At 40.7% G+C, this 14,116-nt stretch carries 9 protein-coding genes; 8 read left to right on the top strand and 1 reads right to left on the bottom strand.

All coding sequences use genetic code 11. From position 1 onward, the window contains the following. The first annotated feature begins 12 nt into the window (after positions 1-12). On the top strand, positions 13-1,377 hold the full coding sequence (locus PLE34_RS03170) for an aldehyde dehydrogenase family protein (RefSeq protein ID WP_324554144.1): 1,365 nt from the start codon (positions 13-15) through the stop codon (positions 1,375-1,377). A 38-nt stretch (positions 1,378-1,415) separates the two neighbouring features. Here PLE34_RS03170 and PLE34_RS03165 read toward each other — a convergent pair whose 3' ends face one another. After that, positions 1,416-1,640: a hypothetical protein gene (locus PLE34_RS03165; RefSeq protein ID WP_324554484.1), complete on the bottom strand. Its 225-nt coding sequence runs from the start codon at positions 1,638-1,640 to the stop codon at positions 1,416-1,418. Positions 1,641-2,105: 465 nt separating this feature from the next. On the opposite strand from PLE34_RS03165, the gene PLE34_RS03155 reads away from it, so the two are divergent. The 7 genes from PLE34_RS03155 to PLE34_RS03125 all read left to right on the top strand — a co-directional run bounded on the left by PLE34_RS03155 (position 2,106) and on the right by PLE34_RS03125 (position 13,950). After that, positions 2,106-3,713, top strand: a complete 1,608-nt coding sequence (locus PLE34_RS03155; RefSeq protein WP_324554140.1) for a type I restriction-modification system subunit M — start codon at positions 2,106-2,108, stop codon at positions 3,711-3,713. Continuing rightward, the gene (locus PLE34_RS03150; RefSeq protein WP_324554138.1) at positions 3,710-5,644 is read left to right on the top strand and encodes a DUF8451 domain-containing protein; all 1,935 of its coding nucleotides are present in this window, start codon (positions 3,710-3,712) and stop codon (positions 5,642-5,644) included. The genes PLE34_RS03155 and PLE34_RS03150 overlap by 4 nt, the downstream gene beginning before the upstream one ends. After that, entirely contained in the window at positions 5,628-6,773 is a 1,146-nt protein-coding gene (locus PLE34_RS03145) for a restriction endonuclease subunit S (protein ID WP_324554136.1), read from the top strand. Before PLE34_RS03150 ends, PLE34_RS03145 begins: the two co-directional genes overlap by 17 nt. A gap of 4 nt (positions 6,774-6,777) precedes the next feature. Then, a complete protein-coding gene (locus tag PLE34_RS03140) occupies positions 6,778-7,992 on the top strand; it encodes an SIR2 family protein (protein ID WP_324554134.1) in 1,215 nt (404 codons plus the stop codon). Next, positions 7,979-9,691: an ATP-binding protein gene (locus PLE34_RS03135; protein WP_324554132.1), complete on the top strand. Its 1,713-nt coding sequence runs from the start codon at positions 7,979-7,981 to the stop codon at positions 9,689-9,691. The genes PLE34_RS03140 and PLE34_RS03135 overlap by 14 nt, the downstream gene beginning before the upstream one ends. A gap of 63 nt (positions 9,692-9,754) precedes the next feature. Then, positions 9,755-10,738: a RhuM family protein gene (gene rhuM, locus PLE34_RS03130; protein WP_324554130.1), complete on the top strand. Its 984-nt coding sequence runs from the start codon at positions 9,755-9,757 to the stop codon at positions 10,736-10,738. Continuing rightward, positions 10,738-13,950, top strand: coding sequence for a type I restriction endonuclease subunit R (locus PLE34_RS03125; protein WP_324554128.1), 3,213 nt, complete (start codon positions 10,738-10,740; stop codon positions 13,948-13,950). The genes rhuM and PLE34_RS03125 overlap by 1 nt, the downstream gene beginning before the upstream one ends. Positions 13,951-14,116 lie beyond the last annotated feature (166 nt).

The raw sequence follows: 14,116 nt of genomic DNA, 5'->3' as shown, positions 1-14,116 counted from the left end.
AAAATAACTAATATGCAGATCATTAACCCGGCTACCGAAGAAGTGATACAGGAAATCGCGGAAGATTCACCCGAAGCGATCTTAAAAAAATTTCAATTGGTTAAGGATGGTCAGCCCGTATGGGCTGCAGTGCCTTTAGCAGAAAGAATTGCATGTATTGAAAAGTTTTATGCGTTCTTGGATGAGAACAAAGACGAGCTGGCAGAAACCCTTACTATGGAAGTGGGTAAGCCCCTTCAGCAATCGTATAATGAGCTGAACGGCGCACGCAAAAGACTGGAATATTTTATAAAAAATTCTGCCAGGTGGCTGGCGGAAGAATGGATTACGGAAGAAGACGCTACCAGGGAAAAGATCGTGTATGAACCTTTAGGCGTTATTGCCAACATTTCGGCCTGGAACTATCCCTACCTGGTAGGTGTAAATGTGTTTGTACCGGCGCTTATTGGAGGTAATGGCGTGCTCTACAAGCCATCCGAATATGCCACGCTCACAGGCCTGCATATACAGCGGCTGTTATACCGGGCAGGCATACCCGAAAATGTTTTCCAGGTTATTATCGGAAAGGGCACGGCAGGGCAGGCCTTGCTGGAATTACCGCTGCATGGTTATTTTTTTACAGGCAGCTACCGTACCGGCAGGTACATAGCCGAACATACCGCTTCAAAATTAGTTCCTGTTCAGTTAGAGCTTGGCGGTAAGGATCCTTTATACGTAATGGACGATGTGGAGGATGTGGACAGTGTAGCCGCGGCGGCGCTGGACGGGGCGGTGTATAATAACGGGCAGAGCTGCTGTGCGGTAGAAAGAATATATGTGCATGAAAAGATTTATGATAAGTTCATAGCTGCTTTTGTAGCAAAGGCAAAAAAATTAGTGATTGGCGACCCGCTTGATAAAGCTACGGAAATAGGTCCTTTAAGCAGAAAGGAGCAAATCGGTTTTTTAACGCAGCAGGTAGCAGACGCGGAAGAAAATGGCGGAAAGCTGCTCCTCGGCGGTGGTGCGCTTCAGCAACAGGGGTATTTTTTTCAGCCTACTGTTGTAGTTAATGCCAACCATAAAATGAAGCTGATGACGGAAGAATCCTTTGGACCTGTTATCGGCATTCAAAAAGTAAAAGACGACACGGAAGCCGTAGAATTAATGAAAGATACCCCATACGGGCTTACCGCTGCGGTATATTCCAAAAATTTTGACCGTGCGGAAGCCGTAATGAAGCAGATGGATACGGGTACTGTTTACTGGAACTGCTGCGACAGGGTAAGCGCAGGGCTACCCTGGTCGGGGCGCAAAAGCTCCGGGCTGGGCGCCACTTTGTCGTACCAGGGCATTCGTGCTTTTGTGCAGCCGAAGGCGTATCATTTGAGGGGATGACAGGATAACTAAAAGACGAAAGGGAAACAAAGCAGAGATTAGCGGCATTTCCAAAAGGTGGCCGTATTACTTTTAAATCCAATTCTCTCCCTGTCTTCCCAGTTGCATTGTACGGTTTTTTCGTCTAACAGGTTTTCTATGCTGTCATATATCTGGCTGAGCGGTACATCATGCTCAGTAATCCTGTCACGGATCAGCCGGAGCTGTTCTTTAATATCTGTTTGTTGCAGGAGCACTCTTCTTACTTCTACAAAAGCCCGCATAATAGCTATGTTCCCGCCCGACTGGCGTTAGCCGGGCGGGCATTTTAATAGCCCTGTTGCTGTTGAGTATACCGCTAAGTATGGCTACGCCCTGTTCGGTAAAGGCGTAGGGTAAGTACTTACTGTGCTTCCCTCTTCCTGTGTTTAAGATCACAATTTGTGACCGGTTGCTTTTAAGTATTTGTATTTCAAAATCTTGAAGAATCATCAGGATATTCGCTATAATAAAAATATATGTGTCGTAAATGCGAAGTAACGGGTAGGAACTATCCCGTCAAATCATTATATTTGATATATTACTATTTCAACCCTTGCTTATGAATAATGATGGCAATATTCAGCCGGAATACTATTCCGCCTATACCCTCTTTGGCGGATTTCAGTTAAACTACATTCCTGATAAAAAAACGCCTGTTTCTGAATAAGGCTATATTAGCAGTAATAATTAATACATAAGAAACAGCAATGTCCAAAGAGAAGAAAAAAGAAAAAAAAGGAATTCAACCAATTGTAAAAGCCCAAAAAATAGCAGCCGGCAAACCCATTGAAGTTACTTTATGGGATGCAGCCAATAAGCTCCGCGGCAGCGTGGAACCTGCAGAATATAAGCATGTGGTATTGAGCCTGATATTCCTGAAATTTGCCAGCGACAAGTTTGAAGCCCACCGCGCAAAGCTTATCGCCGAAGGCAAAGAAAAATATATTGAGAGACCCGAGTTTTACAACATGAGCAATGTGTTCTTTCTGGAAGAGCACAGCCGCTGGACTTATCTCATCAAAAAATCGAAGCAGAACGATATAGCTTTAATTATTGATACCGCGCTGCACACGATTGAAAAAGACAACAAAGCATTGAAAGGCGCCCTGCCTGATAACTATTTTTCCCGGCTGGGGCTCGACAATACCCGGCTGGCTTCACTGCTGGATACCATTAATGATATTGATACCACCAAAGACCCGCAGAATGATGTGGTAGGCAGGGTATATGAATATTTTCTAAGCAAGTTTGCCCTGGCAGAGGGAAAAGGCAAAGGAGAATTTTACACGCCTAAAAGCATTGTAAACCTGATTGCCGAAATGATAGAACCTTACAAAGGCATCATTTACGACCCTGCCTGCGGCTCAGGCGGTATGTTTGTGCAGAGTATAAAATTTATTGAAGCGCACCATGGCAACAAAAAGGAAATAAGCATTTACGGACAGGAATATACCAACACCACCTATAAGCTGGCTAAAATGAACCTGGCGATACGCGGCATTAGTGGTAACCTGGGTGAGAAAGCTGCTAATACTTTTTTAAACGACCAGCATAAGGATTTAAAAGCTGATTACATAATGGCGAACCCGCCATTTAACCAAAAGGACTGGCGGGCAGAAAACGAGCTGACCGATGATCCCCGCTGGCGGGGTTACGATGTGCCGCCCAAAAGCAACGCCAACTATGGCTGGATATTGAACATGGTAAGCAAGCTGAGTGATAATGGTGTAGCGGGTTTTATATTGGCGAATGGTGCATTAAGTGGCGGTGGCGAAGAATACAAAATACGCCGTAAGCTGATTGAAAATAACCTGGTGGAAGCGATACTGGTTTTACCCAGGAACCTGTTCTACACCACAGATATCAGCGTTACGCTATGGATTATCAACAAGAATAAAAAGGCGCAAACCAAACAAGTAGGTGATATAAAGCGGAAATATCGGGAAAGGAAAGGCGAAATCCTTTTTATGGATTTGCGCCAGATGGGTGAACCTTTTGAAAAAAGATATACTCAATTTTCAGATTTGGATATTCAAAAAATTGCATCTACTTACCACCAATGGCAAACGCAGCTTTTTGAAAACACTCCCGAATTCTGCTATTCCGCTTCGTTGGATGAAATAACCAAAAAAGATTTTTCGCTGGTGCCCAGCAAATACATTGAGTTTGTAAACCGTGATGAGCATATTGACTTTGATGAAAAAATGAAAACCCTGCAAACAGCGTTTGCCGAACTGCTGAAAGCCGAAGCACAAAGTAAAAAGGATTTACTCGGTGTTTTTGAAAAGCTGGGATATAAAATTGATCTGAAATGAAAGAAAAACAATTAAACCTGTTTGACTTTGATGATGACTATTCATTATACCAACTCCTGCAAAGTGAATTTTTGCCGGGCGAATATTATGAGATTGAATATAAATCCGGAAAAGAGGGATTCCCCAAAGAATTATGGAAATCTTACTCCGCCTTTGCTAATACCAACACCGGAATTATTGTGATCGGGATTAAAGATAAGAGAGGTGTTTTTACTATTGAAGGATTAACGGATGAACAAATTACCCAATACAAAAAGCAGTTTTGGGACGAATGTAATAATCCCAATACCGTAAGCATAAATCTTCTGAAAAATGAAGACCTTAAAGTAATTGACATTAAGGGTAAAAAATTATTGGCTATCAGGGTGCCTTTTGCCAGGCGCACAGACAGACCTGTTTACCTTACAAAGAATCCATTAGGAAACACCTATAAAAGAAATCACGAAGGTGATTACCGCTGTACAGACGATGAAGTAAAGAGAATGCTTGCCGATTCCGGTACTGAACTGAAAAGAGACAATCTTATCCTGGAAAATTATACGATTGATGATTTAGACCCCCTTAGCATCCGGCAGTTCCGGCAATTGTTTTCTTCTACCCGTGCCGGGCACCCGTGGCTGGCGCTGGAAGATATTGAATTACTTAAAAAGCTGTCGGCTTACCGCAGTGACAGAAAAACAAAACAGGAAGGCATTACCCTCGCAGGTCTTCTTATGTTTGGTAAAGAAGACAGCATTAAAGAACAGGAAGCCTTACCCGATTATTTTCCGGATTTCAGGGAACGTTTGTCAACAGATGAGAAAATACGCTGGACAGACCGGATTTATCCTGATGGTTCCTGGGAGTGTAATCTGCTTCAGTTTTATCTGAAAGTATGGCCAAAATTGTCTTCTACCTTGCCCAAACCCTTTCGTTTGGACAAAGACGAACGTATAGATGAATCACCCACACATATTGCGCTTCGCGAAGCTTTTGTGAATGCACTGGTTCATACAGATTATTCTTTAAGCGGAAATATCATCATAGCGCTGGATACTGAAAAATTTGTGTTTTCAAATCCGGGCACGCTTCTCGTGTCGCTGGAACAATACTATGCAGGTGGCGTAAGTGAATGTCGTAACCCCGCTTTGCAGCAAATGTTTATGTTGATAGGCCGTGCTGAAAAAGCCGGTAGTGGGGTGGACAAAATTATGACCGGGTGGCAGGAATCTCATTGGCGAAGACCGTTTCTGGAATTAGAAAACCAGCCGGACAGGGTGAAGCTCACCTTACCCATGTTTAGTGTTATTCCCGAGCAGGTGCTCAATGAACTGAATGTGTTTTTTGACGATGTCAGCCAACTTGCTCCGGATGAGCTGACCGCCTTGTCCTTTTGCCTGATAGAAGGTTCTATTTCCAACCACAGGTTACAATATGTGCTTAATATGCACTCTTCAGACATCACCGGGATGTTGAAAAAGCTGTGTACGGATGGTTATTTGATATCCGACAACAATGGTCGCTGGACGATCTATAAATTGAAGCAAAAGGTTGCAACCTCTGACCAAAAGGTTGCAACCTCCGCAAAGGTTGACACCTCTTCAAAAATCATTGATAATCAATACAAATCAAACAAAAAGGTTGCAACCTCCGACCAAAAGGTTGCAACCTCCGGTAAAAAGGTTAACACCCCTGATAGAAAGGTTGCAACCTCTATACCCAAAAACCTGAAAAAAGAAGCATTAGAGCAAATGATCCTTGCCCTTTGTAAAGACAGGTATGTGAAAAAAGAAGAAATAGCAGAACAGCTTGGGAAGTCTGAAAATTATATCAGGAATAAGATATTACCGCAACTGTTAAAAGAAGGCAAATTGGAAAAACGCTACCCTTTTACCCATAACCACCCCGACCAGGGATATAAAACCAGTGAAGCGTATGCGGAAGAATTATAAGCCTATAGGAGACCATATAAAACGGGTAGAAAAACGTAATACTGATTTGAAGGTTACAAAGCTGCTTGGTTTAAGTATGACAAAAGAGTTTAGAGAAACTACTTCAAATGTAGTTGGAACTGATATGTCGGTTTATAAAGTAATGAGTAAATATCAATTTGCTTGTGACTTTATGTCACCCATCCGGGTAAACAAGTTACCTGTTGTATTGAAGCTAGATGATGAACCCAATTTGGTTTCCCCTGCCTATCCTGTATTTGAAGTGAAAGACAAAAATGCACTTGACCCTGAATACCTGATGATGTGGTTTCGCAGGCCTGAATTTGACAGATATGCTACTTTTAAATGTGATGCAGCTATTAGAGGCGGATATGATTGGGAGGAATTATGTGAGACACTTATACCCGTTCCCACTATTAATAAACAACGCGAAATAGTAGCCGAATACAATACCATACAAAGCCGCATTAATCTTAACCGGCAACTGATACAAAAATTAGAAGAAGCGGCACAAACGATTTATAGGGAGTGGTTTGTGGATGGAGTGGATGTGGAAAATTTGCCGGAGGGTTGGAGCGAAAAGCCGTTTACAGAAGTTGTAAAACTAAGTGGTGGCGGAACGCCTGATACGAATAATGAAAGTTATTGGAATGGAGATATTCCTTTTTTTACGCCGGCAGATGTTGCAAATAGTTACTATTCCATTTCAACTGAAAAAAGAATTACAGAAACCGGGTTAAAAAATAGCAGTACAAAATTATATCCTAAAAACACTGTTTTTGTAACAGCAAGAGGAACAGTTGGAGCTATCTCTATTGCAGGATATGAAATGGCAATGAACCAAAGTTGCTATGCAATAACAGCCGAACATCCATTTTACGTTCATCAACTTTCTTTGGGCACAATGATTAAGCTAAAAAATGAAGCTGTTGGAGCAGTATTCGGAGCATTGGTAACAAAGGACTTTGACGCTCAAATGGTAATTGATCCCCCTATAGAATTGAAAGAAAAGTTTGAAAAAGAAGTTTTTAGACTATATGAATATTTGTTATTGAAAACAACGGAAAACCAAAAGCTATCTGAACTGAAAGATTTGCTTCTTTCTAAATTAGCGACAATAGAAAATTAAACATATGGAGGGAGAAAAAATATCGCCGAAATATATTTTGATTCAAAGCGATCGCACCTTGTCATATGATGACAATAATTGTTATCTCAATGACAGGCCTGTCGAGACTATTCTTGACCCCAAACCAAGCCACAAAGACTTATGCTATCAAATGCAGAAATCTTTCTATGATTCATTTCTAAAAAAACATTTTAAGAATGTTGTCATATTAGCTGCAGCAGGAACTTCTATGGATAATGGGGATTCAAACACAAGTGGAAAAACGAGAACGGGCCTTTGGTCATTTTGTCAAACTGAAATTGATGCGTTTTCCGATTCAATAAGCGAGTATAAGAAAAAAGAATTTTATATAAAAAAAGATATTGAGGGATTACTTTCGTATATAATTCTCTATGAAAAACTTAATGGTGAGATCAAAAAAGGCGAAAGTATTTTAAGGGCGGCACTTGAAGCAAAGATAGCCAAGGCCTGTAAACTAAATCTGCAACCACAAGCTCCTCATATAGATTTTTTAAACAAACTAACAGCAAGGAAAACTAACGATCCAAGAGTCAAGCTTTTTACAACCAACTATGATTTGTTATTTGAAATGGCTGCAAATCAAAGTGGTTTTGTTGTTATAGACGGCTTTTCATTTACGCATCCGAGAAAATTTTCGGGTAGATATTTTGATTTAGACATAGTAAATAGGGAAAAAACGAGAGTTAAGCAAGAAGAAAGCTTTGCTTCAAAGGTTTTTCATTTGTATAAGATGCACGGTTCATTAAATTGGTTTAAAGATGTTTCTAATAATAACATAGTTCAACAAGATGAGCCAACAAAACCTTTAATAATTTATCCGGCGAATGAGAAGTATGAAAGTTCATACGAGCAACCTTATTTTGAAATGATGTCGAGATTTCAACAAGCTTTAAGAAAAGAAACCACTCTGCTAATCGTAATTGGTTTTGGTTTTCAGGATAAGCATATTCAAAATGTAATCATTGAAGCTGTAGAACAAAATCCAAGTTTCCAGCTTTTAATAGTAAACTACTCTGGGCAAGAGGACAGAGGAATTGACACTGCAGGTTTAAGCGCATTTTTTGTTGACGAAGAAAAAAAGCAAATTAAGCGTAACGTAAATATTGTTTATGATTCATTTAGCAGTTTTACAAAAAAATATCCAACCAATAATACATATATAGAAGCAACTAAAGAAGCAGGCAATGAATCCCTTTAATCATAATTACTTTTTGGGTTATGTCAATGAAATTACTCCCCAATATGTGAAAGTTCATTTTCCGTCGTCCAATCTTTTGGAAAAATTTACTCATAAAGGAGTGTTTTATGCAGGGGGTAATGTGGGAAATTTCATTGTAATTGAGGGAGAAGAGTTTGGGTTTCTTGCAAGAATAATTGAACTTGAATTGCCTGATGGGGAAAAAAAATCTATTAGTGAAAAAGCTATCCAGCATGATGAAACAACGTTTCATCCATCGGGAAAAGCGGAGCTTTTACTTAGCTTTAGCGTATTTGAACCCCAGAAAACAGAAAAAACCGTTTCTAAATATCCCACTATTGGAGCCAAAGTATATTCTTGTTCTGATGAACAAATTGAAACTTATGTAAAGGAATTTGGTAGGAAAAAAGATGAAGAAGTAGAAGTAAACGTTTATGCTGATTTAGGTAAACTGACCTCAAATGATGCTAATTGCCGGGTATCTCTAAACTCTGTTTTTGGGAGGCACTGCGCTGTTGTAGGAACAACTGGTGGCGGAAAAAGCTGGACTATAGCAAAATTAGTAAGTGAAATAGTTTCAAAAACAGACAACAAAGTAATTCTCATTGATGCAACAGGCGAATATTCTAAACTCACTACCAACTCATTGATATTAGGAACTGATACTTATTTCCCTTATCAAGATTTATCAATTCCTGATTTGTTTTTTCTTCTTCGCCCAACAGGACAATCACAAAGACCTGTTTTGCTTGAAGCAATTCGTTCTCTTAAAATGGTGAGAATTGCTAAATCTGAAAACTCCGCCTTCACTTCAAATACAAAACAAAAGGCAGACCAGGAGAAAGCAAAATATAATTCATTCTACCAAAAGCATATAAAGGAAATTGAGGATAATACCTGCAACTTTGATATTACACATTTGATCGAGCAAATAAAAGAAGAATGTATCTATCCCATTGGATATACAAATAAAGTACAAGATCCACAAAAATGGGGAGGGTACGATGCCAAAACCTATGACTATCAGACTTCTTTAATTAGTAGAATATCAGATTTAATCAATACTAAAATATTCAACAATCTATTAGGATTTCAAAACGTTCCTGCTCACTGCTCTTCTGTTGTTAATAAGATTAATAGTTTCTTATCAGAAAAATCCAATCAAATATTGAGAATAAGTTTTGAAAATATTCCGTCATCCTTTGCAGTAAAGGAAATTACTGCAAATGCCCTTGCAACATTTTTATTAAATCTTGCAAGAGGCGATAAATTTAAAAATGATCCTTTAATTCTTGTCATAGATGAAGCACACCAGTTTTTAAATAAAAACATAAAAGATGAATATTTTGAGAGCCAGACTCTGGATGCATTTGATTTAATTGCAAAAGAGTGCCGAAAGTATGGAATGTTTCTATGCCTTGCTACTCAAATGCCAAGGGATATTCCAGTTGGTACATTAAGCCAAATGGGAACGTTCATTGTTCATCGCTTAATAAATGAATTAGATAAAAAATCAATTGAAAGTGCCGCTTCTTCTGCGAACAGAAGTGCATTGTCTTTTTTACCTATATTGGGAGAAGGAGAAGCATTATTGGTTGGAGTAGATTTTCCAATGCCTTTGTTAATTAAGGTTACCGAACCCGAAAAGAAACCACAATCAAGAACCCCGAAACTGAAAGCAAAAAAAGGTACAAACTAAATGAAATTTATAAGTAAAGAGTCACTAAAGGCACAATGAATAAGCAAGAAAACACCAGCACCAATGAGTAGTGAAATCATCATATACCAAAATATCTCCGGCGATATCAAAATAGATGTACGCCTGGAAGAGGAAACCGTTTGGCTAACACAAGACCAGATGGCTACACTTTTTGGTAAGGCCAAATCCACTATCAACGAGCATATTAAGAACATTTATGAGGAAAATGAGCTGGAAGAAGCAGTCACAGTAAAGAAATTCGGAATTTCCGAATTTCAGCAGAAAGCCCCGTTTTATTACAATCTTGACGTAATTATTTCCGTAGGATACCGCGTAAAATCACAACAGGGAACGCAATTCCGTATATGGGCTACCCAACGGCTCAAAGAATACATCATCAAAGGCTTTGCCCTGAATGACGACCGCTTTAAGAGCGGAAGTTCGATGAACTACTTTACGGAACTGCAGGAACGTATAAGGGCAATACGATTGTCAGAACGCTTCTTTTACCAGAAAATTAAAGATATATACAGCACCAGCATTGACTATGAACCTAACGACGAAAAAACACTGACATTTTTTAAGGTGGTGCAAAACAAATTGCTGTGGGCCATCAGCCGCCAAACCGCCGCCGAACTGGTGTATCGCAGGGTGGATGCTACCGTTCCGTTGCTGGGTATGCAGTCGTACGACAAAAAGAATGCTGCCGCTATTAAAAAGTCAGACGTAAGCATTGCCAAAAACTACCTGCACAAAGATGAAATGAAACTGCTGGAGCTGTTGGTGGAACAATACCTTGCCTTTGCCGAAACAATGGCACAGCAACGTACGCCTATGTATATGAAAGACTGGATTGAGCGGCTCCACATCATACTGCAACTCAACGGCAGGGAACTATTGACTCATGCAGGCAAAATAAGCCACGAAATGGCGCTCAAAAAATCGGGTGAAGAACTGGGAAAATATCGTTTGGCTCAAAAAGAAACAGAGAAAGAACAAAGCCTGAAAGAACTTGAACAAGACATTAAAAAGCTGAAACCACGATAATGAAATTTACAGAAGCCAAACTCGAACAAGCATTTACCGAACTGCTGGCGCAGCAGGGCTACCCGCATTGCCCGGGTATTACGCTTAACCGCCAGCCGGAGGAAGTGTTGTTGGAGGAAGATCTGCGCGGCTTCCTGTTACAGCAATACGGGCATGAAGGTATTACATTGAATGAGATCAACTCCGTCATCCTGCAACTGAAATCGCTCCCTGCCTCCGACCTGTACGAAAGCAATAAAACCTTTTTGCGGATGCTATCGGACGGGTTTATCCTTAAAAGGGAAGACCGGCGACAGAAAGATATTTATATTCAGTTGATTGATTACGCTGCATTAAGCAAGCATATTCAGCCACCGGAAGATCAGTTGATGACAATAGCTGCCGAAGCAACTGAAAATTATGGCAAAGACAATAATATTTACCGCTTTGTAACGCAACTGGAAATTACCGGCGCCGAAAAACGCATCCCTGATGGTATTGTGTATGTAAATGGCCTGCCGCTGGTGGTGCTTGAATTTAAAACTGCCATCAATGAGGATACAACCATCCATGACGCTTTTAAACAGTTAACGGTACGGTATCGCCGGGATATTCCCGAACTGTTTAAGTACAATGCTTTTTGTGTGATCAGCGATGGTGTGAACAACAAAGCCGGTTCCTTTTTCGCGCCTTACGATTTTTATTATGCATGGCGCAGGGTAGCCGGCCCGGCAGGCGAAGTGGATGGTATTGACAGTATGTTCACCCTCATACAGGGCATGTTTCACAAGGCCCGCTTTTGCGATATCATCCGCAACTTTATTTACCTGCCCGACAATTCAAAAAAAGAAGAAAAAATTGTTTGCCGCTACCCGCAGTACTATGCGGCAAAAGCGTTGTACGAAAGCATTAAGCTGGCGCAAAAACCTGAGGGTGATGGAAAAGGCGGTACTTATTTTGGCGCTACCGGTTGTGGTAAAAGCTATACCATGCTGTTCCTTACCCGGTTGCTGATGAAGAGCGAGTATTTTGAAAGTCCTACCATTGTTTTAATTACCGACAGAACCGACCTGGATGATCAGCTTTCAACACAATTTATCAATGCAAAAAAATTTATTGGTGATAACAATATAGAAAGCGTGGAAAGCCGTGCCGGCCTGCGGGCAAAACTGCAGGGCAGGCAAAGCGGCGGGGTATTTCTCACCACCATACATAAGTTTACCGAAGACACAGAGCTGCTAACCGGCAGAAGCAATGTGATCTGCATTTCAGATGAAGCCCACCGGAGCCAGACCAACCTGGATCAAAAAATAAAAGTAACGGAAAAGGGTGTGAGCAAAACTTTTGGCTTTGCCAAATACCTGCACGATTCCCTGCCCAATGCCACTTATGTAGGCTTTACCGGCACGCCGGTAGATGCTACGCTGGATGTGTTTGGCAAAGTGGTAGACGCCTATACTATGACAGAATCGGTAAGAGATGATATTACTGTGCGGATCGTATACGAAGGCAGGGCTGCGAAAGTAGCGTTGAATAATGCAGAGCTGGAAAAAATTGAACGTTATTATGAAGAGGCGGCTGAAGCCGGAGCGAATGAATACCAGGTAGACAAGAGTAAAGAAGAAACCGCCAGCATGTATGCTATACTCGGCGATCCTAAAAGGCTGAAAGCCGTTGCGGAAGATTTTGTAAAACATTACGAAAAGCGAGTTGCCGAGGGAGCAACTGTTAAAGGCAAAGCCATGTTTGTAAGCAGCAGCCGTGAAATTGCTTACGCGCTTTTTAAAAATATCATTACGCTTCGTCCGGAGTGGAACGAAATACTGGAAGCAGAAGAAGGTGCAGAATTAACGGAGAAAGACCGGAAGGAATTGAAGCCTATAGAGCGTATTAAAATGGTAATGACCCGCGGAAAGGACGATACAAAAGAATTGTACGATTTATTAGGAACCAAAGATTACCGGAAAGAGCTGGACAGGCAATTCAAGAATTCAAAGTCAAATTTTAAAATTGCTATAGTGGTGGATATGTGGCTCACCGGTTTTGATGTGCCCTTCCTGGACAGCATTTATATTGATAAGCCCATTCAGCAGCATAACCTTATCCAAACCATTTCACGGGTAAACCGTAAGTATGAGGGAAAAACCAAGGGATTGGTGATTGACTATATCGGTATCAAAAAGCAAATGAACCTGGCGCTGGCAAAATATGGCAAAGGCGATAAAGATAATTTTGAGGATATAGAAAAATCGCTGATAGTAGTAAGAGATCATTTAGACCTGCTGGCAAAGCTGATGCATAAATTTGACAGCAGCCCTTACTTTACCGGCAACAATATGGATCAGCTTTACACACTGAACAGGGGTGCTGAATTTGTACAGCAAACCAAAGAGCTGGAAACCCGGTTCATGGGACTGGTGCAACGACTGAAAGCTGCTTATGATATTTGTGCCGGTAGTGAAAAGCTAGCACAACAGGAAAGAGACCATACACATTTTTATCTTGCTATCCGCTCTATTATTTTCAAACTAACCAAAGGCAATGCTCCTGATACAGCGCAGATGAATGCAAAGGTTCGGGAAATGATAAAAGATGCCCTGCAAAGCGACGGCGTGGAAGAAATTTTTAAATTGGGAGACGAAGCAACTACGGAGCAGGACTTATTTGATGAAGACTACCTGGCAAAAATCAACCGGATAAAACTTCCCAACACAAAGATTAAGCTACTGCAACAATTACTGGCAAAGGTAATTGAGGAGATGCGGAGAGTTAACAGGGTGAAGGGCATAGATTTTAGTAAGAAAATGCAGGCGATTGTGGAACGCTATAATGACAGAAGTGCCAACGACATCCTTCGCGGGGAAGTATATGAAGAAATGGCGGAAGCGCTTACCAGCCTGATATGGGAAGCGCATAAAGAATTTTCAGCCGGCAATGCGCTTGGTATTGACTTTGAAGAAAAAGCTTTCTATGATATTCTGAAAGAGCTGTGCAGAAAATATGATTTCACCTATCCTGATGATAAAACAATCGACCTGGCTAAAAAAGTTAAAGTACTGGTAGACGACCAGGCAAAATTTCCTGACTGGAATAAAAGAGACGATATCAAATCAGCTTTAAAGGTGGGCCTTATTCTTTTGCTGGATAAATTCAATTACCCGCCTGTAGAAAGGGACGAAGTGTATACGGAAGTTTTTGAGCAGGCGGAGAATTTTAAGAAGAACAGAGGATAATTTTCCTTACTGGGGCTGTCTCAAAAGTAATATTTTGCCACGCAGTGACGAAAACACGAAGAAAATAAAACCTGAAGATTTCAGTACCACCTCCCCTTATCAACAGAAGGGTTTACAAAAGCTTAATCTAAACGACATATAGCCTTAATAAACCGTGTTTAATATT

Source organism: Agriterribacter sp., from assembly GCF_035445465.1.
GTDB lineage: Bacteria > Bacteroidota > Bacteroidia > Chitinophagales > Chitinophagaceae > Agriterribacter.
This window is presented reverse-complemented; position numbering and strand designations above follow the sequence as displayed.

Bases quoted from the DNA above. Each gene is read 5' to 3' on its own strand.
- PLE34_RS03170 (WP_324554144.1), top strand. From the start codon at position 13: ATGCAGATCATTAACCCGGCTACCGAAGAAGTGATACAGGAAATCGCG.
- PLE34_RS03165 (WP_324554484.1), bottom strand. From the start codon at position 1,640: ATGCGGGCTTTTGTAGAAGTAAGAAGAGTGCTCCTGCAACAAACAGAT.
- PLE34_RS03155 (WP_324554140.1), top strand. From the start codon at position 2,106: ATGTCCAAAGAGAAGAAAAAAGAAAAAAAAGGAATTCAACCAATTGTA.
- PLE34_RS03150 (WP_324554138.1), top strand. From the start codon at position 3,710: ATGAAAGAAAAACAATTAAACCTGTTTGACTTTGATGATGACTATTCA.
- PLE34_RS03145 (WP_324554136.1), top strand. From the start codon at position 5,628: ATGCGGAAGAATTATAAGCCTATAGGAGACCATATAAAACGGGTAGAA.
- PLE34_RS03140 (WP_324554134.1), top strand. From the start codon at position 6,778: ATGGAGGGAGAAAAAATATCGCCGAAATATATTTTGATTCAAAGCGAT.
- PLE34_RS03135 (WP_324554132.1), top strand. From the start codon at position 7,979: ATGAATCCCTTTAATCATAATTACTTTTTGGGTTATGTCAATGAAATT.
- rhuM (WP_324554130.1), top strand. From the start codon at position 9,755: ATGAGTAGTGAAATCATCATATACCAAAATATCTCCGGCGATATCAAA.
- PLE34_RS03125 (WP_324554128.1), top strand. From the start codon at position 10,738: ATGAAATTTACAGAAGCCAAACTCGAACAAGCATTTACCGAACTGCTG.